Raw genomic sequence first — 26,104 nt, 5'->3', positions numbered from 1 at the left:
GGTGACCATGCTTTTGAGCATCGACCCCGGCGAGTGGAGTCAACTCTTGGTCCAGGCAGAAGCAGGTCAGCTCTCGCTCGATCCCGAAGTCGGCAAAGATCTGGACAGGGTTTGCGACGACCATCTGGATCGGCTGGAAGAGGTTTACGCCCAGGTTGACCAGGTCCGCAATATCTCCGGCTTCGGCTCGTTCAACTCGAGTCAGACGCTGGAGCGTAAGTTCTCACTGACCGCGTCCGGCGGGGACCGTCCACTGGACGAAGTCCTCAAGAAGCACATCGAGGCCGTCAAGACCGCGAAAGATGTTGTCGCCAAGGCGATTGCGAACTTCGTCGCCCAAGACGAAGCAACCGGCGCCGAGATCTCCGCGACAGGAGAACACCTGTGACGTACGAGGACTACAAGAGCAAGGTGATCGCCGCACAGGAGCAGTGGAATACCGAGCGGGCGAAGATCTATGACCGACAGCTCGCGGGCAACTACTCCACGATCTTCGGCGGCGACATCCAACCACCGCACATCACCACCCCTGACAGCTACGACAGCATGACCCTCGAGCAGATGCAGGCAGCGGTCGCGGCGATGAAACCGCAGCTCGTCGACGATGCGGTCACCGCGTGGGCGAATATCGGTGGTGCGCTGATGGGCACGTTCACCGGGTTCAACCAGCAGTTCGCCCGCACCATCACCGGCGCCGATGGCCACAGCGGGTGGACGGGCGCGGCGGCCTCCGCCGCGGTCACCGCTGTGAACAACTATGCCCAGCAATCGATTCCGCTGTCGCAAGCCGCGACCGCGATCAGTCTTAAACTGAGCGAGATGCGCACCGGAATCGAGCAGACCCAAGCGTTGATGCCCGGCCTCACCGAGCGCACCAACGTCACCGGCAAGTTGCTGCCCGCCGACGGCGTGATGAAGGTCGACGACCACAACCGCGACGAGGCCACCCAGGAGGGCAGACGGATCCTGCGCTCCGTGTACAGCCAGGTCGCCGGTCAAACCGACAACGGCGTCCCCTTCCTCCCTGCAGCGCCGACCATCGCCGGCGACGACGGCGGTCCCGGTAGCAACGGCGATACGAACACCGGTGGTACCCAAGGTGGTTCGACCACCGAGGGCACCACAACCGAAGACCCGACAGCGGATACGCCCGGCGACGGCGCGACGCCCGAGGAATCCGGTACCGAACCGCCCTCCACCACACCGTCTTCGACCGAGCCGGGCTCGACCACGCCTCAAAGCACAACCACGACAACAACACCGACCGCCACAACGCCGACCAGCCCCGGCGTGGCAGCTCCGGGCACCGGCAACCTCGGCGTCGGCGGCTCAGTGGTCGGCACCCCCGGTGGCAGCGGCTCAGTGGTCGGCAGCCGCGGTGGCAGTGGTCAGGGCGGGAGCGGCTCGCCCCGCGCCAGCGGCGGCACCCCGACGAGCGCATCCCCCGGCAAAGCCGTCCCGGGCAGCCAGTCCCCCGCAGCAGCGACCGCAGCCGGAACCCGCTCGGGCACAACTTCTTCCGGCACCGGTCGCGGCGCGGCGGGTATCGGTGGCATGGGTGCTCCCGGCGCGGGCCGCGGCAACTCCGACGAGGAACGAACCAAGGCCATCCCCGACTACCTGATCACCCAGGAAAACGCTGACCTCCTGCTCGGCACAGACGAGATCAGGACCGTACCCCCCGTGATCGGCGGAGACGACGACAGTGCACCGAACTGAATTCACCGGAATCGAGTTCGAGATCCTGTGGTCCGGCTACGGCCGCGACCGCCTCCCCTACCCTCTCCAATACCGCACCGACATAGCCGAATTCGACGAGCTGAAGCAGCACCGGGAAGCGGCCGTGGAAACCCTCCTGCGCAAATACGACCCCGCGGTAGAGCGCGCCCTGTCCGTCCTGCTCGACCCCGAAGCCAGAGTCGAATCCAAAGGCTATGTAGGCAAGGACAACTCGAACATCATCCGCTTCCACGGCGCGATCCGCGGCGCGGTCGGCGTCACCCTGCAACAAGCACCGGGCACCACGGAGGACACCGGCGCAGGCGTCACCCTCACCTACTGCACCCCCATCCAGGTAGCGGCCCTGACGGTAGCCGCCCTCCCCCGCACCAAACCGGGCAAGAAACCCCCGGTCGAGGTCCGCCGAGACCAACTGGCCGCCGAAGAAGACCACTTCGAATACCGAGCGGGCCGGCTCACCTCCGCCGACCAGCTCAACCGCCTCTTCCGCCGCCCCCGCCAAGCCTTCGGCGAAGTCTCCGCCCTCTCCGGCCCCGCCCTCGACGCCCGCCCCACCCCCGCCCGCACCTTCTGGTGGATGGACTACCCCGACGGCCGCTACTACGTGAAAACCGGCGACCCCATCGTCGCCGAACCCCTCCCCACCGACCGCATGATCGCCGGCATCCACCGCATGCTCACCCGAGCCCAGCGCTACCACCAGGAGTTTCCGGCCTGAGCCCGCTGGCCGGAACGAGCAAATTCAGATAATCTGATTTCATGACCACGATGTCTGCCGCCGAGGCATCCCGAAACTTCTCGGCCGTTCTACGCCGCGCCGAACACGGCGAGACGATCCGCATCGTCCGCCACGGGCGAACGGTGGCAACCGTCTCTCCGCCGACGAAAAAGACCGGCCTGGCACTACGGCGCGCGCTGGAGGATTCTGACGCGCCGCCCTTCGACGACGACTTCGCTACCGACATCAACGACGCGCTCGCCATGGTTGCCGATGATCTGGAGGACCCATGGGGCGACGACTGATCCTCGACACAGGTCTCTTGATCGCCTACGAGCGCGGAACCATCGATCGAGAAGCGTACGACGACGACGAATTGGCAATAGCCGCAGTGACGGTCGCCGAGTTCCGTGTCGGCATCGAACTCGCCGACACGGCTGAACGTGCGGCACAACGTTCCCGCCGCCTTGCCGTCCTCCTCGACGACATCGACATCCTCGAGTACACCGAGCAGACAGCAACCCGCCACGCACAGTTGCTCGCGCACATCCGCCGATCCGGTAAACCGCGCGGCGCGCACGATCTGATCATCGCGGCACACGCCGCGGAATCGGGTCGCACTGTCGTCTCGCTCGATACGAAGGCGAAGTTCGGCGACCTGCCGGGAGTCACTGCAATCACTCCGTGAACCTGCCTGCTCCGGCTCACACAGGTCGGCGTGTAGAAACAGTACCGGTGGAACTTTCACAGCACAGCCCAAAAATGCTCCGCACGAAAGTTGTTCGTGCGGAGCATTTTTGCGTGGACGGTCAGGCAGGTACGGCCATCGGTTCAGGAGTTGTGGCAGAGGTGCTCACCGGGCGGGAGCGCACTGCGGCGATGCCGAGGAGAGCGACACCCCCTGCTGCCCAGGCCAGTAGGACGGTGAGCGGGGCGATGGCGCCCGCGCCGTCGAAATAGGCGACCGAACGGAGCAGGGAGGCGGCGGCGCCGGGCGGGAGCAGTTGGCCGAGGGTGCCCCAGGGCTGGGGCAGGAGTTCGGGGGCGGAGGTGGCGGCGGAGAAGGGGTTGCCGACCAACAGCATGGTGAGGGCGCCGAGGCCGATTCCGGGGCGGCCGATGGCCGCGGCCAGGCCGACGATCGTCGCGGAGACGGCGAAGGAGGCGAGGCCGGCGATGGCGGCCAGTTCGAGGTAGGCGCCGGGCAGGATCGAGAGCCAGGTGTGGAAGACCAGGGTGCTGAGGAGGCCGCCTGCGATGCCGAAGGTGGCCAGGCCGGCGAGGCGGGCGCCCAAGGAGGGGATCAGCAGGGTGAGCAGGACGCCAGCGGCGATGCCGGACATGACGAGCGGGAGGACCATCGAGCCGAAGCCTGCGCCGCGCGGGTCGTCGGGGTCGGTGGCGATCACGTCCTGGACTTGCGCGGCGGGCAGGCCGCTGAGCTGTTGGGCGACGGCGGTGAGTTGCTGGGCGACGGCCGGTGAGGCCGCGGAGGCGACCAGGACCTGCGGCGCGCCGTTGCCGGTGACGATGGCGCCGTAGATCTCGTTGTCGGCCAGCGCGGTTCGCGCCTCGGAGGCATCGGCGACGGTGGTGATCTCGAACGCCTCGGAATCGCGCTGCCGCAGTTGCTCGGCGACTTGGACGGAGCCGGGACCCGCGACGGCGATCGGCAGGTCGCGCGGGGCCAGGTTGACGGTGGGCCAGGCGAAGGCGATCAGCATCATGGCCTGGATCGCGGTGGCCGCGAGGCCGAGAGCTACTGCTCGGCGGGTGATCGTCATGGCGGTTATCCCCTTAAAGCGAATGTTCGTTCTTTTTGACTTTCTTACCGTGACACCACCCACCCCCGCTTGTCAAGAACGGACATTCGTTTTACGTTTGACCCATGCCCCGAGTCAGCGAAGAACACTTGGAACGCCGCAGGCAGCAGATCCTCGACGCCGCGCAGCTGTGCTTCGCCCGTAAGGGGTTCCACGAGACATCGATGCAGGATGTGTTCACCGAATCGCAGATGTCGGCGGGTGCGGTCTACCGGTATTTCACCAGCAAGAACGAGATCATCGGCGCGCTGGTGAACCGCACGATGGGGCCGTTGCGCGAGCGGCTCGCCGAGATCATTCGCAGCGAGGACCCGCCTCCCCCAGCGGAGGTCATCCGGCTGCTGACGACCGAGATCGTCAAGCGGAGTGGACCCGAGGGGCCGCTGCGGCTCGCCCCGCAGGCGTGGGCGCTGGCACTGGTCTCGACCGAGGCGGCCGTCCCGGTGCGCACAGCCATCGCGTCGATGCGCGAGCTGTGGTTCGAGTACGCGGACCGGTTGCGCGAAACCGGCTGGCTGCCCCCCGGCACCGATTCCGACGCGATCGCCAAGACGATCATCGGGTTGCTGCCCGGGTTCATCCTGCAGCACCTGCTGCTCGGAGATGTCGCACCGGACGATTTCGCCCGCGGCCTCGAGGTGATGCTGCCGGGACCACCCCATCACCCCCGGTGAGCAAGGCCACTGTTGCCACCGGCGCCCAACGGGTAGGTTCGGGTGCGGCACCGGAGGGGGTCCCGAGCGCCGGACATCGTTGAATACCGATCCGACCAGGGAGTTTCCTGTGACATTGCACCGTCGAAACCTTCGATCACGCGGCCTGGCCGCGCTGGCGACCCTCACCGTCGCGGCCACGCTGCCCGCGGCGATGGCAGGCACCGCGCAGGCCCGGATGATCGGCGGATTCGAGGTGGGCGGCGCGATCGAGGCCGAATACGACCAGGCGGGCGGCCCGGCGCTGGGCGAGCCCACCTCCCCGGAAGCCGACGCGGCGGCCGGTGGCAAGTACCAGACCTTCGCCGACAACGCGGCCATCTACTGGCATCCCGACACCAACGCCAACACCGTCGCGGGCCAGATCCGCGACAAGTTCGCCCAGACGGGCAACGAGTCGGGCAAGCTCGGCTACCCGATCACCCGCGAGCAGTCCACCCCGTCGGGCGGCGGTCGCTACAACCACTTCCAGAACGGCTCGATCTACTGGTCCGTCGGCACCGGCGCGCACCAGATCAGCGGCCCGATCCTGGACAAGTGGGGCGCGCTGGGCTGGGAATCGAGCCCGCTCGGCTTCCCGCTCACCGACGTGTCCGCGGCAGGCAAGGGCGACGGCCAGTTCACCATGTTCCCGACCGGCGCCATCTACTGGACGTCGAAGACCGGTGCGCACGCGGTCTGGGGCAACATCCAGGCCGACTGGATCCGCGCGGGCGCCGAGGGCGGCCGCTATGGCTACCCGACCAGCGACGAATACGACTACCAGGGCGGCAAGGCCCAGGATTTCCAGGGCGGCAAGATCACCTGGAAGCCCAGCAACTGACCGTTACGGCGCGAGCAGTCCCTGACGGGCTCGGCTCGCGCCGGACAGGGTCAGCAGCAGCATGGTGGTGAGGGCGCCGTCGTCCAGGCCTTCGGCGGGGAAGGTGTAGCGCAGGATGACGTCGCCCAGCTGGCCACGGGCGATCAGCGTGACCGAACCGAACTGGATCTCGTTGTTGCGCTCGGCGACGCGCTTGTGCAGGGCCGCCTTGAGCGGACGATCCCAAGCCAGCACGCTGGTCAGCGACAGCACGGTGAGGCCGGGGGCGAGGGTGACGGCGCGGATCGAACACAGGGCACCGTCGTACTCGAATCCCAGCGACCGGTCGTTGTCGACGCGGACTTCGATGTCCTGCATCTGCAGGCAGGCACCGGCGCGTGCTTGCAGGTCGAGTTCCGGGGTGAGCAGCGCATCCATGTCGGCTCCGTCGTGACTGTCGCTCATTTGGCGCCACCGAAGCGGCGATCGCGCTTGGCGTATTCCAGGCACGCGTCCCACAGGTTACGCCGGTCGAAGTCGGGGAAAAGCGTGTCCTGGTAGACGAATTCGGCGTAGGCGGCCTGCCAGATCAGGAAGTTCGAGCTGCGGAACTCGCCGGAGGGGCGAAGGAAAAGGTCGACGTCTGGCATGTCGGGTTCGTCGAGGTACTTCGCGACGGTGGCCTCGTCGACCTTCTCCGGGTCGATCTCACCCGCGGCTACCCGGCGCGCGATTTCCCTTGCGGCGTCGGCGATTTCGGCACGGCCGCCGTAGTTGACGCACATGGTCAGCGTCATCACGTCGTTGTCGCGGGTGAGCTCTTCGGCCACCTCGAGTTCCTTGATCACGCTGCGCCACAGGCGCGGTCGGCGCCCGGCCCAGCGCACCCGCACACCCATCTCGTGCATCTCGTCACGGCGGCGGCGGATCACGTCGCGGTTGAAGCCCATCAGGAAGCGCACCTCGTCGGGGCTGCGCCGCCAGTTCTCGGTGGAGAAGGCGTAGGCCGAGAGCCACTTGACGCCGATCTCGATGCAGCCTTCGACGGAGTCCATGAGCACGGCCTCGCCGCGTTCGTGTCCGGCGGTGCGCGGCAGCCCACGCTCCTGGGCCCAGCGGCCGTTGCCGTCCATCACCAGCGCGACGTGGTTCGGCACGAGCTCCGGCGGGATCGCCGGCGGGCGCGCGCCGGAGGGATGCTGGGACGGCGGGCGCACGGTGCGGGTGCCGTCCGGCTTGCTCGCGGGAGAAGAGTCACGACGCAGGATCACGGCATCCATCCTGCCTGATCGCCGGGTGCGGGCTGCACGGGCTCCGGGTTGACGGGTCGTTGCTGGAACTACTCGCGGGCATCGTGCGCGGCGACCGGCCTACGGACGCGGGGCGTCGACCCTGATCAGCCGACCCGACCGACGACAGCGGCAGCGGACCGATCCACGGTCGGGGATTCGATGCGGGATCGCTCGATCAGCGGCAGCGTGCGCAGCTGACGTTCCAGATGCCACTGCAGGTGGGCGGCGACCAGACCGCTGGCCTGGCGGCGGACGTTGTCGGGGACGCTGTCGATGTAGGCCCACTCCCCCTTCAACAGGGCGACGAGCAGATCGAGCACCCCGGTGACAGGCGTGCTCGCGCCCGGCGGACGACAGTGCACACAGACCGCGCCGCCCGCTGCCACATGGAAGGCGCGATGCGGGCCGGGGGTGGCGCAGCGGGCGCATTCGTCGAGCGCGGGTGCCCAACCGGCAAAGCCCATGGCGCGCAACAGGTATGCGTCGAGGATCAGCTCGTGCGGGCGCTGCTTGGCGGCGATGGCGCGCAGGGCGCCCGCGGTGAGTACGTGCAGCTTCGGGGCGGGTGCGCGTTCTTCGCCCGCGAGGCGTTCGGCGGTTTCGAGGATCGCGCACGCGGTGGTGTAGCGGCCGTAGTCGTCGATGATGTCGGCGGCGAACGCCTCCACGGTGATGACCTGGGTGACGATGTCGAGCGTGCGGCCCGGATGCAACTGCACGTCGATGTAGGAGAACGGCTCGAGCCGCGCCCCGAACTTCGACTTGGTGCGCCGCACCCCCTTCGCCACCGCCCGGACAAGACCGTGTTGCCTGGTCAAGAGCGTGACAATGCGATCGGCCTCGCCCAGCTTGTGCTGGCGAACCACTATCGCCTCATCCCGATACAACCGCACGTGGCCAGTCTTCCATGCGTGCCCGACACCGGGGTCACGGACACGGATCAGGACCGGAGCAGGCCGGCAATGAGCAGCAGCAGCGATTGCTGGGTTTCGAGACGGGCGCGCTCGGGGTCGTCGGCGTGGGCGACGATGAGCGAGGCTTCGGTGATGGCGCTGAGCAGTAGTTGCGCGAGCACCGGGACCGGGGCGACCGGAATCAGGTCCGCGTCGGTGGCGCGTTGCAGTTCGGCGGTGATGAGGCCGAGTCCGTGGCGCGCTTCGAATTCGCGGAAAGCGGGCCAGCCGAGAACGGTCGGGGCGTCCATCAGCACGATGCGCAGCATTTCCGGGCGGGCGCAGATGTCGAGGAAGCGGGCCAGGCCCGCGGTCATCCCGCCGATGATGTCGGCGCGGTCGACCGCGGCGACCGCGCTCGCGATCTCCTCGGTGGCCTCGGTCTCGACCTGTTCGAGGACGGCGAGGAACAGTCCGCGCTTGTCGCCGTAGTGGTGGTGCAGGGCGCCGCGAGTCACACCGGCGGCGGCCACCAACTGCTCGGCCGACGTACCGGCGAAGCCGCGCTCGGCGAACAGGCTGCGGCCTGCCTGCTCGAGCGCGGCTCGGGTAGTGCGGGAACGATCCTCCTGACTACGGCGCTGCATGCAGCCGAGTGAACTCCACGATCAGTTCGGTGAGCAACTCCGGCCGGTCCTCGGGGACGAAAGTGTAGGAATTATCGATGGTGCGCAGGCTCGCCCGCGGTAGATCGGCGACCAGGCGTTGCGCCAGCGCCATCGGGAACAGTTTGTCCTCGGTCGACCACACCAAGAGCACCGGCACATCGACCATGGGGAAACGTTCGGCCGCGGCGATGGTGCATCGGTTGTCCACGGCGGCGGCGAAACGGCGCAGGTCGTCGCGGATGGCGGCGCTGCGCCGGGCGGGACCGAGGTAGGACTGCGCGATGTCCTGCGGCAGATCGTGTTTGGTCACCCAACCGAAGCCGAGCGGCAGGCGCTGCGCGAACTTCCAGCGCATCGGTGCCAGCAGCGGACGGATCACACCGGGAATCTTCGCCACCTTCAGCAGACTCGAGAAGGGCTGGGGCGGGAACACCTCGTAGCAGTCGACGGCGGCCAGGACGACGCGGCCGATCCGTTCCGGTCGGCGGGTCATCAGGATCTGGGTGAGCGCGCCGCCGGTGTCATTGGCGACGAGGGTGACATCGGTGAGGTCGAGTGCGTCGAGGAACTCGGCGATCAGGTCCGCGATGCCGACGGGGCTGAGGTCGGCGTCGGGCATCGGGATGGAGTGGGATCCGAGTGGCCAGTCGGGTGTGAGGCAGCGGTGTCCGGCCGCGACGAGGCCGGGTACCACCCCGCGCCAGATGTCGGCGTTGACGAGCAGTCCGTGGACGAATACGACCGGCGATCCGGTGCCGGTGTCGTGATAGCGGACGCGGCCGGACGACAGAGCGATCTCGTGCGCCGGGCCGAGTGCTGAGCTGATTCCCATGGGGTCCTCCCCTGGTCGAGTGCTGGACCCGTCCACTGTTACATACATCCCGTATGTATGTCTATACCCACCCTAGGGGATGTGGACGGGTGACCAGTTACGCGTTACGGTCGAGCCACGTACCAGCAGAGACGGAGCTCACATGTCCGCGCCCGACCACATCGCGCCGAATTCCTCGGCCGACCTCGGCCTCACCGACCTGTCCGCGGCCATTGCCGACGGCAGCATCTCCTCGGTTGCCGCCGTCGCCGACGCACTCGACCGGGTCGAGGCGTCGCAGCCGACGCTCAACGCGTTCCGGGTCGTGCGTCGCGAGGCCGCGCTGCGGGAGGCGGCCGAGGCGGACGCGCGATGGGCCGCGGGGGTGCGGCTGCCGCTGCTCGGCGTGCCGATCGCGGTCAAGGACGACACCGATATCAGCGGCGAGATCACCGCGTTCGGGTGCGGTGGGGAGTTCGCGCCGAAGACCGCGGACGCGGAATCGGTGCGCCGGATGCGCGCGGCGGGTGCGGTGATCGTCGGCAAGGCCAATACCTGCGAGCTGGGGCAGTTGCCGTTCACCAGCGGTGACGCGTTCGGATACACCCGCAACCCATGGGATCGCGCGCGCACGCCGGGTGGGTCATCGGGTGGGTCGGCGGCGGCGGTCGCGGCCGGATTGGTCCCTGCCGCACTGGGTTCCGACGGTGCGGGGTCGGTGCGCATCCCGGCGTCGTGGACGAACCTGATCGGGATCAAGCCGCAGCGTGGGCGCATCTCCACCTGGCCGCTGGCGGAGGCGTTCAACGGGCTCACCGTCAACGGCCCGCTCGCGCGCACCGTGCGTGATGCGGCGCCACTGCTCGACATCGCCGCCGGGCCGCACGACGGCGACCGGCACAAGCCCGCGCCGATCGATGCGAGCGCGGCCGTGGGGCGCGATCCCGGCAAGCTCAGAATCGCCGTCTCCCTGAGCATTCCGTATACCGCGACCAAGACCGCGCTCGATCCGCAGATCGCGGCGGCGGTACACGCGCTGGCCGCCACTCTGCGCACGCTCGGCCATACCGTCACCGTGACGAACTTGCACTACGGGCTGATGATCGGCGCGTCCTTCCTGCCGCGCTCGCTGGCGGGGATCAGCCGGGTGCACCGGAATATGCCCGGGGTCGTCGTCGACCCGCGGACCACCGCCAATGCGCGCATCGGCCGAGTGCTCAGCGGGCCCGCACTCGCTGCGGCGCGGCTCGCGGAACCGCTGCTGCACAAGCGAATCGGTTCATTCTTCGACGACTACGACCTCGTGCTGTCGCCGACCACCGCGACCCCTCCCCCACAGGTGGAAGAGATCGACGGCATCGGCGTCGGCGCGACCAACAATCTGATCACCGCCGCGTGCCCGTACACCTGGCCGTGGAACGTTCTCGGCTGGCCGAGCGTGAACGTGCCGGCGGGCTTCACCGAATCCGGGCTGCCGATCGGCGCGCAACTGATGGGCACCGCCGACAGTGAACCGCTGCTGATCTCTCTCGCGGCCCAGCTGGAATCGGAACTGCACTGGGACCGGCACCGGCCCGAGCGGTGGTGGTGATTCACCAGGTGCGCACGAGCGCTACCCGGCCGGCTCGACCCACCCTTCGAGATCGCTCTTCGTGCCCGACGGACAGCCGTCCTGACCGGTCTGCCGGGGAAACATCATCAGGCAGCGCTGCGGGCCCGATCCGCCGACCGCGGTGGTGACCAGGACCGCGATCGACGAGCCATCGGCGACCCGACTGGTCGAGAAGCCGAGCGTGCCGGTGACGCCGCGATAGTCGGACTCGCGCAACTGGACCGCGATGGCGGTCCGGTTCGGCGGAAGGTCGGCGAGGACGCCACGGCTGTTGCGCACAGCCTGGAGGAACAGGCCGCTCACGTCGAAGGCGAGACCGGTGCGGTCGCCTGCCCAGGTGGGCCGGTAATCGGTGAGGTCGGGGTAGCCACGGAGTTCTTCGATCAACCCGGCCAGTTCGGTGCACAGCTGCTCGTGTTCGAACGGCACCGGCTGGTCGCCCAGTTTGCCGATGCCCCTGACACAATCGGCGCCGCCGAGCATGACCGGCGAAGCCTTGGACACGTAGCGCACGGTGAGGTTGGCGGGCAGTGCCGCGGTGGCTTTCGGATCGGTGATCAGCCTGGTCACCGCGTCATTGCCGAGGATCGCCGGGCCAGCGCCGCTGATGCAGCCGCGACTCACCGATTTGGCGAAGGTCGGGAAGTCGTCGTTGCGGCCCGCGAAGAACAGCAGGGTGCGGCGGTCGAATCCGGCGGTCTCACACGGCGCGGGGAAACGATAGAGCTGCTGCTGTTCACGCCAGCTCATACTCTGCTGCGCCACCCCCCGTTTGGTGAGTTCGGCCTGCACATCCTCGACGAGCGTGGTCACGTACAGGTCACCGGCCGCCTCGGGGTGATAGATCGCCACCTTGTCGTAGCGGGGTGTGCCGTTGCGATCACGGGCACCCTGCACGTAGTCGGCGACGAGGCGAGCCTGCACTCTATTGCTCGGTGCCGCCTGGAAATACAGCGGAGATGCCTGTTCGAGACCATCGGCGGACAGTGTCGTGGCCACCGCGGGCACGCCGAGTTCGCCGAGACGGGCGATAGCCCTGCGGGTTTCGTCGTTGCTGCGATCGATCCCGACGACGCCGAGCACGCTGGGGTCATCGGCCACGAGCTCGCGCAGCGAATTGTCGACTACCCAACCGGCGTGGCGCATATCGGAACCGCCATTGGCGATGATGATGCGCAGCAAGGGTTCCGATTCGTCGGAGGCCAGCAAGGCGCGACGCTGCTGCACCGCCAGGCCGGCGAGTTCCTCGACCTGAGCGTGCGGGTAGCGAACGTTGGTGTCGACGTAGCTGAGGCCGGCGAAATACACCAGCGAGACCAAGGGCCGGTTCGGGTTGCTCGCGCGCGCGTCGGCCGCGGCGACATTGAGCCGGAACACTTCTCGCTGCATCGCCGACAACTCGGGGTCATCGGCGAAGGTCTGGCGGGGGTTGTCGCTGTAGCCGACACATTCACCGTCACGCAGACTCACCGAGACTCCGCCGGTCCACGGCCAGTGCGAACATTCGGCACCACGCAACGGCGGGAAGTAGACCAGGGTCGCGGCCACGGCGAGCACGATCGGGATCAGCACACACAGACCGACGAACCAGCTACGCGCGGCGAGCGGCGGCGCGGGCGGCAGTGCGAGACCACGGAATCGAGCATCGCTGACGCGCGGTGCGGTGTCGGGCGGCAGGATCGCGCGCAAGGGCAGGAACCACGCGTCGGCCTGGCGATGAGTGCGCCGGTTGTCGATCTCGCGCACCCACTCCTGCAGCGGATCGGTCGGCTGCGGGGTCGGGGCGTCGGCGAGACTTTCCAGGGTGCGCAGCGGCCGCAGATCGCTGATGTGCGAGAGCTCGCCGACCTCGCGGCTCGGCCCTTCGTCACGCAGCGCCACGACCACCAGCGGATCGAAAAGGCCCGTCTCGTTACGGATTTCGTTGATCCAGGTGAGGATGCGCGCACCGTCGCTGCCCTCGGCCAGACCACCGAGCAACGCCACCGGATACGCGGTGCGCCGCCAGCTCGACGGGCGCCAGATCCGGCGCCGGTAGGCGTCGCGCAGGTCCTCGAGAAACGCGTGCACGAGGAGCTTGGCGACCTGCTCCTCGTTCTCGTCGACCCGGTGCGACGCCGTGAGCCGGGACGCGAAACCCAGGAAACTGCCCGACAATTCGGGTGCCAGGTAACGCTGGTGCAGGAACCACCGCGTCACCTTCGACATACCGGGAATGCGCCCGGACACCCACAGCCACAACCGCAGCACCGGCCACAGGGCCAGCACACCGAAGACCACGCGCGAAAGCGTGTCGCCCGCAACGCCTTCGGCGGTATCGGAACGGCTGGTCGGCGAGCCGCTGCGCAGCAGTTTGGGCAGTCTGCGGCGCAGTTCGTCGGGTGCCTCGGATTCGTCGGAGGTCACCCGCTGGCGGGTCAGCCAGTCGGCGGTGCGGTAGCGCGGGAACTTGATCGCGCCCATCGCGGTGTCGTCGGCGGCGAAACCGGCAACCAGCTGCTGGACGATCGGGAGGCAGTGGCCGGGGATCTCCTGATCATTGGCGTGCGGACCCGCGTCGATCGCGTTGAGGTCGGGGGTGAGCTGAGTGCGCGGCAGGTCGGGCGCGTGCAGGTCGATCTTGACGCGCGGCGTCGCCCGCCTGCCACCGGATTCACTGAGCCAACTGTAGATTTCGGCGATCAGTGCCGTATGCCCGGCGACGCCGACCACTTCGACGATCGGGCGTGGCAGCGCCCGCCGCCCGTGTACCAGTGCGCGCAGCACCCGCGGGCGGGCGTCGGGAATCTCGAGCGCCCGCAGCAGCTCCAGCAGCTTGCCGACATCATTGGCATCGGGCACTTCTTCGGCCTCCCCGGACGATCAGCGAAGCACGCCGAACGAACCGGCGTGTTCGCCGAACGATACCCCGAACCGCCGACACTCAAACGGTCAAAAGCCCAGCTTCCCCAGCTGTTTCGGGTCGCGCTGCCAATCCTTGGCGACCTTCACGTGCAGGTTCAGGTAGATGCGGGTGCCGAGAATGTGCTCGATCTGCTTGCGGGCATTGGTGCCGACCTCTTTGAGGCGGGCGCCGTTCTTGCCGATGATGATCGCCTTCTGGCTGGGCCGCTCGACGTAGAGCAGGGCATGCACTTCGAGCATGTCCTCGTTCGCCGCGTAGGGCTCGATGTCCTCGATGACCACGGCCAGCGAGTGCGGCAGTTCATCGCGCACACCCTCGAGCGCGGCCTCGCGGATCAGCTCGGCCATGAGGGTTTCCTCCGGCTCGTCGGTGATCTCGCCGTCGGGGTAGAACGCCGGCCCCTCGGGCATCTGCGAGGCGATCACGTCGACCAGCACCTCGACCTGTTCGCCCTTCACGGCCGACACCGGGACGACCTCGGACTCGGGACCGAGCAGCTTCACCAGCGCCATCAACTGGTGGGCGATCTCGTCGCGGCCCACCTTGTCGATCTTGGTGACCACGCCGAGGATCTTGGTCTTGGGCGCCATCATCTTGATCTGCTCGACGATCCAGCGGTCACCGGGACCGATCTTCTCGTCGGCCGGGATGCACAGCGCGATCAGGTCGACCTCGGAGTAGGTGTCGCGGACCAGGTCGTTGAGGCGCTGGCCGAGCAGGGTGCGCGGGCGGTGCAGGCCGGGGGTGTCGACCAGGATCAGCTGGGCGTCCTCGCGGTGCACGATGCCGCGGATGGTGTGGCGGGTGGTCTGCGGGCGCGAGGAGGTGATCGCGATCTTGGTGCCGACCAGTGCGTTGGTCAGCGTCGACTTGCCGGTGTTGGGCCTGCCGACGAAACAGACGAAGCCGGAATGGAATTCCTTGCCGGAATCAGCCACCGTGCACCTCGCTCAGCACGGCGCCGGTGCGGTCGGTGCGGACGACCGTGGCCGACGGGGAGACCTCGCGCACCGCGTCGATGCCCGCGTCGCCCGCGTCACCGCCGACGACGACCGCCGCCTCGAAACCCTCCGCGCCGCTCGAGATCGCGGCGGCAACGGCGGCCTGCAGTGCGGTCAGGCGCAGCGCGGTCAGCGCCACCTCGCCCGCGGCGTAGGTGCGGCCGTCGGTGTCGCGCACCGCGGCACCGCTCGCGCCGCCGGTGCGGCCCAGCGCGCCACGCGCCAGTACCAGCAGTTTGTTGTCCTCGGCGTCCAGTTCACTCATGGTTTTCTCCGTTGTCGTCGGGCACGCGCACCTGGTCGGTGTCGGCGGTTGCCTCGTCGTTGTTGCCCTTGCGTGGCTTGTCGGTCTTCTTCTCTTTATCGGCGGCCCGGCGCACCAGCACGGTGTTGACCCGCATGCGCCCGCGCGCGTCGGCGCCGCCCTCGCCGCGCAGCACCAGCCCGTAGACGGTCACCTTGGAGCCGGGCAGCGGCACGCGGCCCAGCTCGTGCGCGAGCAGCCCGCCGACCGTGTCGACGTCGTCGTCCTCGATGTCGAGGCCGTACAGCTCCCCCAGGTCTTCCACCGACAGCCGCGACGAGACCCGGTATCGGCCGTCGCCGAGGTCCTCCACGGGCGGGGTTTCGTCGGTGTCGTATTCGTCGGCGATCTCACCGACGATCTCCTCGAGCACATCCTCGATGGTCACCAGTCCCGCGATGCCGCCGTACTCGTCGACCAGCAGCGCCATGTGATTGCGGCGGCGCTGCATCTCGTCGAGCAGTTCGTCGAGCGGCTTGGAATCGGGAACGAAGACCGCGGGCCGCATGACATCACGCACCGATACCTTGCGGGCGCGATCGGCATAGGGCACAAGGTCTTTCAGGTAGACCACGCCGCGTACGTCGTCGACGTTCTCGCCGATCACCGGGATTCGGGAATGGCCGGAGCGCACGGCCAGTGACATCGCCTGGGCGGCGGTCTTGTCGTCCTCGATCCACACCATCTCGGTGCGCGGCACCATCACCGCGCGGGCCGGGGTGTCGCCGAGTTCGAAGACCGACTGGATCATCCGGCGTTCGTCGTCGGCCACCACGCCGCGCTCGCGGGCCATGTCGACCACCTCGCGCAGCTCGATCTCGGAAGCGAAGGGGCCGTTGCGAAATCCCTTACCGGGGGTGATCGCGTTGCCGAGCAGAATCAGCAACCGGCTGACCGGGCTGAGCACCGCGCCGATGATCTGCAGCGGCACGGCGGCAGCCAGCGCGATCGAGTAGGCGTGCTGGCGGCCGAGGGTACGCGGGCCGACGCCGATCACGACGTAGGAAACGACGACCATCAGCGTCGCGGTGACCAGCAGCGCCGTGCTCTCGTTCCACAGGTCCAAGGTCGCCGCGGCCAGCAGGACGGTGGCGGTGATCTCGCACAGAATGCGCAGCAGGACAGCGAGATTCACATAACGCGGGCGGTCGTCGACGATCTTGCGCAGTCGCACGGCGCCGGGGCGCTCCTCGCGGACCATGTCGTCGAGCCTGGCCCGTGACACCGTGTTCAGTGCCGAGTCCACACCCGCGAACATCCCACCGATGCCGATCAATCCGATCGCCAGCGGGATCAGGGTCAGTGCTGTCACGCGGGGCCTTCACCGGGTGCGGTGAAACCTGCCTTGCCGAGTAGTCGGTCGTCACGCTCGGCCAGCTCGGCGCGGCGCTGTTCCTCGCGCAGGCTCACGTACCACTCCTCGAGCAGCTGTGCCTGCAGCGCGAACATCTCCTTCTCCTCCTCCGGCTCGGCATGGTCGTAGCCGAGCAGGTGGAGCACGCCGTGCACGGTGAGCAGGGCCAGCTCGTGGTCGAGCGAATGATCGGCCTTCTGCGCCTGACCCATCGCGAACTCCGGGCACAGCACGATGTCACCGAGCATCGACGGGCCGGGCTCCGGGCTGTCGGGGCGACCGCCGGGCTCCAGCTCGTCCATCGGGAACGACATCACGTCGGTGGGGCCGGGCAGGTCCATCCAGCGCACGTGCAGGTCGGCCATCGTGTCGAGATCGACGAGCACCATCGACAGTTCGGCGGCCGGATGTACGTCCATCCGGCCGATCACGAAACGTGCGACGCTGACCAGGTCTTCTTCGGGAACGTCCATGCCCGATTCGTTGGCGATCTCGATGCTCACCTGTTCAGGGTACGGTGCCGACCCGACGCCGCCGGGAGCGGCATCGGGCCAGCGTGGCGCCGGTTAGCGCCGGTCGGTGCGACCGGCGGCCCTGCGCTGGGCTCGATTGCCCGGGTAGTGCGGACCCGGCACGGCGCGGGTGTCGGATTCGAAGCGGTCGTAGGCGTCGACGATGTCGGAGACCAGCCGGTGGCGGACCACGTCGGCGCTGGTGAGCTCCGAGAAGTGGATGTCGTCGATATCGGTGAGGATCTCCGCGGCCGCCCGCAGACCCGAGCGCTGCCCGTTGGGCAGGTCGACCTGCGAGATGTCACCGGTCACCACCATCCGCGAGCCGAAGCCGAGGCGGGTGAGGAACATCTTCATCTGCTCGGCCGTGGTGTTCTGCGCCTCGTCGAGAATGATGAACGAATCGTTGAGGCTGCGACCACGCATGTACGCCAGCGGCGCGACCTCGATGACACCGGACGCCATCAGCTTGGGAATGGCCTCAGGGTCCATCATGTCGTGCAGGGCGTCGTAGAGCGGGCGCAGGTACGGGTCGATCTTGTCGTTGAGCGTGCCGGGCAGGAAGCCGAGACGCTCACCCGCCTCGACCGCGGGCCTGGTCAGGATGATGCGGGTGACCTGCTTGGACTGCAGGGCCTGCACCGCCTTGGCCATGGCCAGATAGGTCTTGCCGGTGCCCGCGGGGCCGATGCCGAACACGATGGTGTTGTCATCGATCGCGTCGACATAGCGCTTCTGGTTCAGCGTCTTGGGGCGGATGATCTTGCCGCGCCGCGACAGGATGTCCAGGCTCAGCACCTCGGCGGGCGATTCGTGCACGCCCTCGTCGGTGAGCATCGAGATGGTGTGGCGGACCGCCTCGGGGGTGATCACCCGGTTGCGGCCGGTCAGCGCCACGAGCTGCTCGATGACCCGCTCGGCCAGCGCCACATCGCCCGCTTTACCGGTGATGGTGACGGTGTTGCCGCGGACATGGATGTCGGCAGGAAGCAGTTTCTCCAGCTGACGCAGGTTCTGGTCTGCCGAGCCGAGGAAACCGAAAACCGACTCCGGGGCGAGCTCGATGCTGGAACGCACGGTTCGCGCCGCGGGACCAGCATTGTTTCCGCCTGTGCCGATGTCTGATACGGGGTTGGTGGGGTTGCCGATCTCGCCTGAGTTCTTCAAAAGTGGCTACAGCCTGCTTCCGGTTTCGACCTGGTGTTCGATGAGATCAGTTTACCGCCGAGCACTGACACCGCACAGTGGTTAAAAATGTGCCCGTGGTATGCGGTTCGCGACACCATGGGAATACCCGATCCCGGGCGGTCCACTCCTGCTCACCAGCGTGCGGTCAACGCCCCCAGCGCACCTAGCGCGACCGCGGCCGCGGTGGAGGTGCGCAGGACGGTCGGGCCGAGGAGCACGATGTCGGCTCCGGCCTCCGCCAGTGCGGCCAGCTCGGCGTCGTCGAGGCCGCCCTCGGGGCCGACGATCAGCACCACTTCGCTCGCCTCGTCCAGCCGCAGTTCGGTGAACTTGCCCGCGCCGGATTCGTGCAGGGCAGCGACGATCGCGCCGTCCGCCTTGGCTTTTCGCACCAGCTCCACCAGGTCGCGGGTGCGGTGCAGTCCGGCGATCTCGGGGATGTAGGCGCGACGGGATTGGCGCGCAGCAGACTTGGCTGCCGCACGCCACTTCTCGATGCCCTTGGCGGCCTTGGCTTCCCAGTTCGCGACGCAGCGCGCGGCCTGCCACGGCACGATCAGGTCCGCGCCCGCCTCGGTCATCAGCTCGACGGCCAGCTCGGAGCGGTCCGACTTGGGTAGCGCCTGCACCACGGTCACCGCCGGGGTGGGCGGCGCGGCGACACGACGGTCACGGACCGCTAACTCGAGCCGATCCTTCTGGGCCGCAACGACTTCCGAGTCCGCCAGTATCCCGTGTCCATCGGACAGCGTGATCGGCTCACCGACTTTGATCCGGCGCACGGTCGCGGCATGGCGACCCTCCGGACCGTCGAGCACCGCGACGGCACCCGGCTCCGGCACCTCATCGAGATAGAAGACCGTCGCGGCCACGGGCTCAGCGTCCGCTGAACGACGCGCGCAGCCGGGCGAACAAGCCGCTGTTGTGCTCGGACTGGGTCGACATCACCTCGGCGCGATCCTTGTCGCGCATGCCCTTGAACTTGCGCAGCAGATCGGTCTGCTTGCCGTCGAGCTTGCTCGGCACGACGATGTCGAGGTGGGCGAGCAGGTCGCCACGCGCACCCGAGCGCAGGCGCGGCATGCCGTGCGCACGCAGCTGGATCACCTCGCCGGGCTGGGTGCCCGCCGCGATGGAGAGCTCGGTGGGGCCGTCGAGGATGGTGTCGACGACCACGGTGGTGCCGAGGATCGCGTCCACCATCGGCACCCGGACGGTGCAGTGCAGGTCGTCGCCGTCGCGAACGAAGGTGTCGTGGGGCTGCTCGACGACCTCGACGTAGAGGTCACCGGCATGGCCGCCACCGGGGCCGACCTCGCCCTGAGCGGCCAGGCGAACCCGCATACCGCTGGCGACACCGGCCGGGATGGGCGCGGCGATCTCGCGACGGGCGCGCACTCGGCCGTCGCCACCGCACTTGTTGCAGGGGTCGGGGATGGTCTCGCCCGCGCCACGGCAGGTGGGGCAGGGACGCGAGGTGAGCACCTGGCCGAGGAACGAGCGCTGCACCGACTGCACCTCGCCCGCACCGTCGCAGGTCTCGCAGCGGATGGGCTTGGAGTTGCCGTTGGTCCCCGAGCCCACGCAGACATCGCACAGGATCGCGGTGTCGACGGTCAGGTGCTTGGTGACACCGACCGCGCATTCGGCCAGGCTCAGCCGGGTGCGGATCAGCGAGTCGGCGCCGGGCTGCACGCGGCCACGCGGCTTGCGCTGGCCACCGCCCTGGCCGCTCATCCCGCCGAAGAAGGCCTCGAAGACGTCGCCGAGACCGCCGAAGCCCGCGCCGTTGAATCCTGCTCCGCCGCCGCCGTTTTCGAGCGGGTCACCACCGAGGTCGACGATCCGGCGCTTCTCGGGGTCGGTCAGCACCTCGTAGGCGGTGGAGACTTCCTTGAAGCGGGCCTGCGCGCCCTCGTCCGGGTTCACATCGGGGTGCAGTTCGCGGGCCAGTTTGCGGTAGGCGCGCTTGAGCTCCTGGTCGGTGGCGTTCTTGCCGACGCCGAGCAGTCCGTAGTAATCCCGTGCCACGTGAGTTCTCTAGTCCTTGGTCGCTGTGGGCCGGCCGAGCGCCGGGCGCATCCCTTAGTCGAATCCACTCAACTTTACCGGCCGAAGTCTCGACCTTAACAGTCCGGTTGTTGTGGTTCCCGAGCTGGCTTCACCTTTCGGCGAGCACTTCACCGATATAGCGGGCGACGGTCGCCACCGACGCCATGGTGCCCGGGTAGTCCATGCGCGTGGGGCCGAGCACGCCCATCCCGCCCAGTACGGCACCGGCCGCGCCGTAGCCGGTGGAGACCACCGAGGTGCCGCGCATCTGCTCGACCTGGGTCTCCTCGCCGATCTGCACCATCACCTGGCCCGGTTGCTGCGCGGCGGCGAGCAGTTTGAGCACGATGACCTGTTCCTCCAGGGCTTCCAGCACGGTGCGCAGGGAGCCGGGGAAGCCGAAATCGGCGACATTGCGGGTGAGATTGGCCGTGCCGCCGAGGACCAGGCGTTCCTCGGGATGTTCGACCAGCGTCTCCACCAGGACGGTGGAGACCCGGACCAGCACGTCGCGGATCTTGGCCGGTGCGCGTTCGGGCACCCCGGCCACCGAGGCGCTGGCCACCGAGAGCAGTTTGCCGTCCATGGCCCCACCGAGCAGGCCGCGCACGGCGGCGAGGTCCTCGTCGGAGATCACCGCACCCAGGTCGACGATGCGCTGGTCGACTCGGCCGGTGTCGGTGATCACCACCAGCAGCAGGCGGGCGGGGTTCAGCGCGACGACCTCGATATGGCGCACGATCGACGCCGAGACGGTGGGGTACTGCACGACGGCGACCTGGCGGGTGAGCTGGGCCAGCAGTCGCACGCCACGGCGCAGGACGTCGTCGAGATCGACACCGGATTCGAGGAATTCCATGATCGCCCGGCGTTCGGCGCCCGAGAGCGGTTTCACCTCGGCGATCCGGTCGACGAACTCGCGGTAGCCCTTGTCGGTGGGGATGCGGCCCGAGCTCGTGTGCGGCTGGGTGATGTAGCCCTCGGCCTCGAGCACCGCCATGTCGTTGCGGATGGTGGCGCTGGAAACGCCGAGGTTGTGCCGTTCCACGAGGGACTTGGAGCCGATCGGTTCCTTGGTGGCGACGTAATCCGCGACGATCGCTCGCAGGACCTCGAAACGTCGATCTTCGGTGCTCGACGCCATCGACCCCACCTTCCTCGCTCGTGCTGTACGTCATGCCTACCGTGCTGCGTTCGCACAGGGTCGCACGCGGACGCTCGCAGCGTCTCGTTGTCCAGTCTAATTGTCTTGTTCCCGATCGCCGGATCGCACGGCTGTCCGGCATCGAACTGTCATCCGGCGATATTCCGCCGTGGGGGCGGTGTTCGCCCTGTTGACGCGGTCGAGCACCGCGGAGAGTTATCCACAGGCCCGAGTTGTCCACAGTTGGGGTTTCGGGGGTTGTGGGGCTCGGGTAGCCGACGTAGGTTCGGGACTGAATCAGGGGATCTACCAGCATTTCTCAGCTATCGACAAGTTGTGCGGGGAGGCAACAGTGGTGCGTCCGGGTGGGGTCGGCGAGGCGTGGCATATCGGGTCGAGCGCGGTCGCGGTGCGGCCGGCGGAGTTCGCCCGGATCGATGATGCGTGTGAAGAATTTCTGCGGGCGATCGCGCAGATTCGGGCACTTGCCGTGGAAGTCGGCGATCAGGTGCATTGGGGATTGGGCGAGGGGGAAACGCGGTTGATATCCGCTGCCACATTGGTAGCGCGATTGCGTGGCGTTGCGGCGGCGAAGGAGAACAGCATCACTGCCGTAATGGAAGGGCATTCCCGGATCGTGGGCGATATTCGCCAGTCGTTGCGGAACGTGCGCGATCTGATGATGGTTGCCGACGAAGAGTGGGCCGATCGGCTTCGGTCAGTGGAAACGTCTGTAGGGCAACATATTTCCGTGGAGTCAGCGTGACTCGCCCCGAGCCGGGCGGCATTCTCGGCGGCGGGGAGAACACGCATTCTTGGCGACACCGGGAGATAGTCGCTGCGTTCGAGTCGCTCGAGGTTGCCGATGCGTTCGCCCAAGCGGATCGGTTCGAGCAGATCGCGCGGTGGTGGGATGACGGTCTGCGCGCTTTCCGGCACGCGATGAACGGGACGCTCCCGTTGGCTTGGTCGGGCGTGGGCGCCGCGGCGGCCGGTTCCGCGGTCGACCGCTACGTCGCGCAAGCGCACGAGCTGACTGTGGCGCTGGAGGAATTGCCGCGGGTGGTCCGGGCGGCGGCCGAGGCGATCGTGGCAACCAAGTACGCGGTCGGGTCGCCGGTTGTCGAAGACACCGGGGCTTCGGCGTGGTCGGTGAGTGGAGCGGTCCACGCCACGGGCTCGGCATCGACGCACGGTGCGGCTTCGGTCGCGGAGGAGAATGCGCGAGCCGCGATGCGGCAGCGATATGTGTTGCCGTTCGCCGAGCTGGTAGCCCGTATTCCATTGCTGTCCATGCCGCTTCGGCCGTTCGACTCCGACGGGTCGGGCGATCGACAGTCGCTGATCGGCGCCGCGGGGCAATCGCCGGGCGGGAGACGTGCACAGTCGCCGGTCGAGACTTCGGCAGACACGGAGAACGCGTCCGCCACGACATGGGAGAGCTCGGCCCCGCACCAGGTGTTCGGGGATTCAGTGGGACGTGGTGGTCGCGGAACGGGCGTTCCCGCCGACGGTTCGGACGGGATCGACAGCCGGGCGGCGGAGTCCGATGACGGAGCGGCGCGTTCGGGCAGTGCACCGACGGTGGCTTCGGCATCGACGGTCGTCGCCGGTGTGACGCCGCCGAGCGGTACCGCGGCGTTGACGACACCTGGCGGCCCAGGGTTGCTCACAGCGCCTACGGGGACTTCCCCGGCGGCCATCGACCCCGCGGTCGTTTCGACGGTCCGCAATCCATCAGCTGACCCCGTGGCAGGGCGTAGGAGGCCGACCGTCACCGCGAGCGGGGCCCTTGACCGAACCTCAGGTGGCACTGCGCGGTACCGGCCGCCCGGTCAGCACGACGTATCGAGGCCGGGCACCGGGCACAGCATTCCAGGATCGACAGGCCCGGTCATCGGCGTCAACCCGCCACCGGGGCATACCCCAGCCAGGTCGAGCGATCGGTTCTTCCATTGCGGCGGAGCACCGCCGACAACGCCGGCACCGGACGCGGATGCAATGCGCGACCTGCCGGAGTACTTGATCACACTGGCGAACACCGCGGAACTGCTCGGCGAGCCACGACCGGCGGTAGCAGGTGGAGTGATCGGGGGTGGCGATGACATCGTGCCCGGCGAGCAGCGCTCACCGGCGACTCGGGACTGACGGCGATGTCAGCGAGTCGACCGGACTCTTCAGCATGGGCCGCCCAGGCGGGCGGCCCATGCCGAATCAGACTCGGGCAGCTGCGCCGCAGCGAGCGGCCGAGTCGGGAGCGCCGACCTCTTTGCCCGCGAGGGCATCCAGGCCGAGCATCGCCAGCAACGCGCCGCAGTCGTCGGCGTCGTTGGAGTGCGACGCGACCGTCCTCGCGGCGACCGCGCACTGACGCGCGTTCTCCGCCTTCTCAGCGGAGCGCGCTTCAGCGAATTCGCTCTGCTCGTGGACGAGGGTGATGTGCCGTTCGGTGGACATATAACTCCCTAGGATCGAGTTGAAGCCTACGCCCCTAATCGTTATCTTCCACCCCGAACCCACCGAACATACCCTTAGAGCACCCCACTGTTCCGAGCCTCTCACCAGATGTGCATTGGCTTGATACACCACGATGACCGGGCAATCTTTGGGTTCGATCCCAAGCCCGAGAAATCTCGAAATTCAGATCACGATGACATCACCGCCCGCGCGATTCCCCGACCTGCTCAACAGCATGTCGAACGGCCACCGCTGAGTCGACAAATCTTCGGACAAGACCGCCGCGGATCGGCCGGGAAACCTCCAGCGCGGCCTTCGATGGTCAGGTGAGAAGGTCGCGGACGATGCCGTCGGCGAGGAGACGGCCGCGGTCGGTGAGGACCAGGTTGTCGCCGGTGATGTGGGCGAGGCCGTCGGCGAGGATCCGGTCGAGAGCGGGGGCCGCGGACGGCGCCAGGTCCGCTAGGGGCAGGCCGGTGCGGAGACGGACCGTGAGCATGAGGTGTTCGGTGTAGCGCTCGTCGTCGGTGAGGGCTTCCCAGCCCGCGGCGGGGAGTCCGCCGAGGGCCACCCGGTCGGCGTAGCGGGCGGGGTGTTTGACGTTCCACCAGCGAACACCGCCGACGTGGCTGTGCGCACCGGGACCCGCGCCGAGCCAGTCACCACCGTCCCAGTAGCCGAGGTTGTGCCGGCAGCGGGCGGAATCGCTTGCGGCCCAATTGGAAACCTCGTACCACGTCAGACCGGCGTCGGCGAGGCGGGCATCGATGCGTTCGTAGCGGGCGGCGAGGACATCGTCGTCGGGTGCGGGCAGTTCACCACGGCGGACCTTGCGTGCCAGCGCGGTTCCGTCCTCGACGATCAGGGAGTAGGCGGAGACATGATCGACACCGGCGGCCAGCACCGCGTCCAGACTCAGATCCAGATCGGCGTCGGTCTCACCGGGGGTGCCGTAGATCAGATCGAGGTTCACGTGATCGAACCCGGCCGCACGCGCTTCCTTCGCCGCGGCGACCGCGCGACCCGGGGTGTGCGTGCGGTCGAGCACCTTCAGCACGTGCTGCGCGGCGGACTGCATGCCGAGCGAGATCCGGGTGTAGCCGGCAGCGCGAAGCCGCTCGAAGAACTCGGGCGAGGTGGATTCCGGGTTGGATTCGGTGGTCACCTCGGCGTCGGCGGCCAGGGTGAAGTTCGCCCGCACGGCATCGAGCACCGAGGCCAGCCCGTCACCACCGAGCAGCGACGGCGTCCCGCCGCCGACGAAGATCGTCGACACCTCGGGGGTCGCGCTCGGCAGGGCACCGAACTCGGCCGCGGCGGTCGCGAGCTCTCCGCGCAACGCCTCCAGCCACGACTGAGGCGACGCCGAGGTACCAAGCTCCCCCGCCGTATAGGTGTTGAAGTCGCAGTACCCGCAGCGGGTGGCACAGAACGGCACGTGCACGTACACCCCGAACGCGCCGCCCCCGAAATCGCGCAGCACCGGGCGATCGGCATCGGCCGGTGTCACGCCGGGAGCCCCGGTAGCAGCGCTGGTAGTCACCCCTCCAGTCTGCCGGGCCCCGGTATACCGTCCCGCGCGGCCCCTCGCACGTCAGTCCGTCACCACCGGCGTGTTCTGGTTGGCGGTGAGCACCCAGGCGCCGTCTTCCTTGGTCATCACATACATCGGCGTGCCCTGACCGGACAGCTCGCCGTCGAGGGTGAAGTAACTCTGGCGGATCTTGACAGCGGCGACATCGGGCCGCAGGAAGAGCACGTGCTCGACCTCGTAGGTCGCGCTGCCCTGCGTCGTCGCGCCGGGCAGCACCTGCGCGGTGAACTCGGCGATGGCCGGGCGACCGAACAGGCGCTTACCGTGCCCGGTGGTCCAGATCGCGTCTTCGCGGAAGACGGCGACGAACTCCTCGGCCAGTTCGTTGGCCTGGGCGTGGGCGATGGTGTCGACGACGGCGCGGATGGCCGCGAGTTCGGTGTCGAGATCGGTGGGGGTCTGACCGGCGGCAGTGGCGTCGTTGCTCATGGCACTACTGTGCAACCTCGACCGCGCTCCAGGTCAACCGCGCTGTGCGGCACCGCACACGCGCCGGCGCGGCGTATCACAGGTCGGTTCCG

28 protein-coding genes are annotated in these 26,104 nt (G+C 68.1%); 10 read left to right on the top strand and 18 right to left on the bottom strand.

From position 1 onward, the window contains the following. Window positions 1–7: 7 nt before the first annotated feature. The 5 genes from ACFWPK_RS22915 to ACFWPK_RS22895 are packed head-to-tail and all read left to right on the top strand — an operon-like array spanning window position 8 to window position 3,146. Window positions 8–388, top strand: a complete 381-nt coding sequence (locus tag ACFWPK_RS22915) for a hypothetical protein (protein ID WP_378918871.1) — start codon at window positions 8–10, stop codon at window positions 386–388. Next, on the top strand, window positions 385–1,719 hold the full coding sequence (locus tag ACFWPK_RS22910) for a hypothetical protein (protein WP_378918869.1): 1,335 nt from the start codon (window positions 385–387) through the stop codon (window positions 1,717–1,719). Before ACFWPK_RS22915 ends, ACFWPK_RS22910 begins: the two co-directional genes overlap by 4 nt. Next, the gene (locus ACFWPK_RS22905) at window positions 1,706–2,458 is read left to right on the top strand and encodes an ESX secretion-associated protein EspG (RefSeq protein ID WP_378918867.1); all 753 of its coding nucleotides are present in this window, start codon (window positions 1,706–1,708) and stop codon (window positions 2,456–2,458) included. The genes ACFWPK_RS22910 and ACFWPK_RS22905 overlap by 14 nt, the downstream gene beginning before the upstream one ends. Window positions 2,459–2,499: 41 nt before the next feature. Continuing rightward, window positions 2,500–2,763: a type II toxin-antitoxin system Phd/YefM family antitoxin gene (locus ACFWPK_RS22900; protein WP_378918865.1), complete on the top strand. Its 264-nt coding sequence runs from the start codon at window positions 2,500–2,502 to the stop codon at window positions 2,761–2,763. Next, window positions 2,748–3,146 (top strand): PIN domain-containing protein, encoded by a 399-nt coding sequence (locus tag ACFWPK_RS22895; RefSeq protein ID WP_378918864.1) that lies wholly within the window; start codon window positions 2,748–2,750, stop codon window positions 3,144–3,146. Before ACFWPK_RS22900 ends, ACFWPK_RS22895 begins: the two co-directional genes overlap by 16 nt. Window positions 3,147–3,267: 121 nt before the next feature. Here ACFWPK_RS22895 and ACFWPK_RS22890 read toward each other — a convergent pair whose 3' ends face one another. Beyond that, complete coding sequence (locus tag ACFWPK_RS22890; protein WP_378918863.1) at window positions 3,268–4,242, bottom strand: hypothetical protein; 975 nt, start codon at window positions 4,240–4,242, stop codon at window positions 3,268–3,270. Between the two features lie 104 nt (window positions 4,243–4,346). Here ACFWPK_RS22890 and ACFWPK_RS22885 point away from each other — a divergent pair, with 104 nt between their 5' ends. Continuing rightward, window positions 4,347–4,955: a TetR/AcrR family transcriptional regulator gene (locus ACFWPK_RS22885; protein WP_378918861.1), complete on the top strand. Its 609-nt coding sequence runs from the start codon at window positions 4,347–4,349 to the stop codon at window positions 4,953–4,955. Window positions 4,956–5,064: 109 nt separating this feature from the next. Beyond that, the gene (locus ACFWPK_RS22880) at window positions 5,065–5,817 is read left to right on the top strand and encodes an LGFP repeat-containing protein (protein ID WP_378918859.1); all 753 of its coding nucleotides are present in this window, start codon (window positions 5,065–5,067) and stop codon (window positions 5,815–5,817) included. A gap of 3 nt (window positions 5,818–5,820) precedes the next feature. Here the strand turns inward: ACFWPK_RS22880 and ACFWPK_RS22875 are convergent, their stop codons facing one another. The 5 genes from ACFWPK_RS22875 to ACFWPK_RS22855 form a co-directional block, all read right to left on the bottom strand. After that, on the bottom strand, window positions 5,821–6,174 hold the full coding sequence (locus ACFWPK_RS22875) for a YbjN domain-containing protein (RefSeq protein WP_378918932.1): 354 nt from the start codon (window positions 6,172–6,174) through the stop codon (window positions 5,821–5,823). Between the two features lie 83 nt (window positions 6,175–6,257). Next, window positions 6,258–7,076 (bottom strand): isoprenyl transferase, encoded by an 819-nt coding sequence (locus ACFWPK_RS22870; RefSeq protein WP_378918857.1) that lies wholly within the window; start codon window positions 7,074–7,076, stop codon window positions 6,258–6,260. Between the two features lie 116 nt (window positions 7,077–7,192). After that, the gene (recO, locus tag ACFWPK_RS22865) at window positions 7,193–7,981 is read right to left on the bottom strand and encodes a DNA repair protein RecO (RefSeq protein ID WP_378918855.1); all 789 of its coding nucleotides are present in this window, start codon (window positions 7,979–7,981) and stop codon (window positions 7,193–7,195) included. 47 nt (window positions 7,982–8,028) lie between these two features. Beyond that, window positions 8,029–8,628 carry a TetR/AcrR family transcriptional regulator gene (locus ACFWPK_RS22860; RefSeq protein ID WP_378918853.1) on the bottom strand — a complete coding sequence of 200 codons (600 nt, stop codon included), beginning with the start codon at window positions 8,626–8,628 and terminating at the stop codon, window positions 8,029–8,031. Next, window positions 8,615–9,481 (bottom strand): alpha/beta fold hydrolase, encoded by an 867-nt coding sequence (locus ACFWPK_RS22855; RefSeq protein WP_378918852.1) that lies wholly within the window; start codon window positions 9,479–9,481, stop codon window positions 8,615–8,617. Before ACFWPK_RS22855 ends, ACFWPK_RS22860 begins: the two co-directional genes overlap by 14 nt. Window positions 9,482–9,623: 142 nt before the next feature. Between ACFWPK_RS22855 and ACFWPK_RS22850 the strand changes: the two genes are divergently transcribed. After that, window positions 9,624–11,051 (top strand): amidase, encoded by a 1,428-nt coding sequence (locus ACFWPK_RS22850; protein ID WP_378918850.1) that lies wholly within the window; start codon window positions 9,624–9,626, stop codon window positions 11,049–11,051. Between the two features lie 21 nt (window positions 11,052–11,072). Here ACFWPK_RS22850 and ACFWPK_RS22845 read toward each other — a convergent pair whose 3' ends face one another. From ACFWPK_RS22845 to hrcA, 9 genes are all read right to left on the bottom strand, one after another. Beyond that, complete coding sequence (locus ACFWPK_RS22845) at window positions 11,073–13,913, bottom strand: ABC transporter substrate-binding protein (protein ID WP_378918848.1); 2,841 nt, start codon at window positions 13,911–13,913, stop codon at window positions 11,073–11,075. A 90-nt stretch (window positions 13,914–14,003) separates the two neighbouring features. Further along, the gene (gene era / locus ACFWPK_RS22840; RefSeq protein ID WP_378918846.1) at window positions 14,004–14,915 is read right to left on the bottom strand and encodes a GTPase Era; all 912 of its coding nucleotides are present in this window, start codon (window positions 14,913–14,915) and stop codon (window positions 14,004–14,006) included. Next, entirely contained in the window at window positions 14,908–15,243 is a 336-nt protein-coding gene (locus ACFWPK_RS22835; RefSeq protein WP_378918844.1) for a cytidine deaminase, read from the bottom strand. Before ACFWPK_RS22835 ends, era begins: the two co-directional genes overlap by 8 nt. Next, window positions 15,236–16,594, bottom strand: a complete 1,359-nt coding sequence (locus ACFWPK_RS22830) for a hemolysin family protein (protein WP_378918842.1) — start codon at window positions 16,592–16,594, stop codon at window positions 15,236–15,238. The genes ACFWPK_RS22835 and ACFWPK_RS22830 overlap by 8 nt, the downstream gene beginning before the upstream one ends. Further along, window positions 16,591–17,139, bottom strand: coding sequence for an rRNA maturation RNase YbeY (gene ybeY, locus ACFWPK_RS22825; RefSeq protein ID WP_364410399.1), 549 nt, complete (start codon window positions 17,137–17,139; stop codon window positions 16,591–16,593). The genes ACFWPK_RS22830 and ybeY overlap by 4 nt, the downstream gene beginning before the upstream one ends. Before the next feature lie 63 nt (window positions 17,140–17,202). After that, window positions 17,203–18,267 carry a PhoH family protein gene (locus ACFWPK_RS22820; protein WP_378918930.1) on the bottom strand — a complete coding sequence of 355 codons (1,065 nt, stop codon included), beginning with the start codon at window positions 18,265–18,267 and terminating at the stop codon, window positions 17,203–17,205. A 200-nt stretch (window positions 18,268–18,467) separates the two neighbouring features. Beyond that, complete coding sequence (locus tag ACFWPK_RS22815) at window positions 18,468–19,208, bottom strand: 16S rRNA (uracil(1498)-N(3))-methyltransferase (protein WP_378918840.1); 741 nt, start codon at window positions 19,206–19,208, stop codon at window positions 18,468–18,470. 4 nt (window positions 19,209–19,212) lie between these two features. Next, the gene (gene dnaJ, locus ACFWPK_RS22810) at window positions 19,213–20,367 is read right to left on the bottom strand and encodes a molecular chaperone DnaJ (RefSeq protein ID WP_378918838.1); all 1,155 of its coding nucleotides are present in this window, start codon (window positions 20,365–20,367) and stop codon (window positions 19,213–19,215) included. 130 nt (window positions 20,368–20,497) lie between these two features. Continuing rightward, on the bottom strand, window positions 20,498–21,532 hold the full coding sequence (gene hrcA, locus ACFWPK_RS22805; RefSeq protein ID WP_101463915.1) for a heat-inducible transcriptional repressor HrcA: 1,035 nt from the start codon (window positions 21,530–21,532) through the stop codon (window positions 20,498–20,500). 352 nt (window positions 21,533–21,884) lie between these two features. Between hrcA and ACFWPK_RS22800 the strand changes: the two genes are divergently transcribed. Together ACFWPK_RS22800 and ACFWPK_RS22795 are read left to right on the top strand one after the other, a co-directional pair. Beyond that, entirely contained in the window at window positions 21,885–22,298 is a 414-nt protein-coding gene (locus ACFWPK_RS22800) for a hypothetical protein (RefSeq protein WP_378918836.1), read from the top strand. Further along, the gene (locus ACFWPK_RS22795; RefSeq protein WP_378918834.1) at window positions 22,295–23,680 is read left to right on the top strand and encodes a hypothetical protein; all 1,386 of its coding nucleotides are present in this window, start codon (window positions 22,295–22,297) and stop codon (window positions 23,678–23,680) included. Before ACFWPK_RS22800 ends, ACFWPK_RS22795 begins: the two co-directional genes overlap by 4 nt. A gap of 66 nt (window positions 23,681–23,746) precedes the next feature. On the opposite strand, the gene ACFWPK_RS22790 is transcribed toward ACFWPK_RS22795, so the two are convergent. From ACFWPK_RS22790 to ACFWPK_RS22780, 3 genes are all read right to left on the bottom strand, one after another. Next, window positions 23,747–23,989: a hypothetical protein gene (locus ACFWPK_RS22790; RefSeq protein WP_378918832.1), complete on the bottom strand. Its 243-nt coding sequence runs from the start codon at window positions 23,987–23,989 to the stop codon at window positions 23,747–23,749. A 322-nt stretch (window positions 23,990–24,311) separates the two neighbouring features. Further along, window positions 24,312–25,532 (bottom strand): radical SAM family heme chaperone HemW, encoded by a 1,221-nt coding sequence (gene hemW, locus ACFWPK_RS22785; RefSeq protein WP_378918830.1) that lies wholly within the window; start codon window positions 25,530–25,532, stop codon window positions 24,312–24,314. 51 nt (window positions 25,533–25,583) lie between these two features. Then, entirely contained in the window at window positions 25,584–26,012 is a 429-nt protein-coding gene (locus tag ACFWPK_RS22780; protein ID WP_378918828.1) for an SgcJ/EcaC family oxidoreductase, read from the bottom strand. Window positions 26,013–26,104: the final 92 nt, after the last annotated feature.

The sequence above is a fragment of the Nocardia sp. NPDC058519 genome, from assembly GCF_042719755.1.
GTDB lineage: Bacteria > Actinomycetota > Actinomycetes > Mycobacteriales > Mycobacteriaceae > Nocardia.
This window is presented reverse-complemented; position numbering and strand designations above follow the sequence as displayed.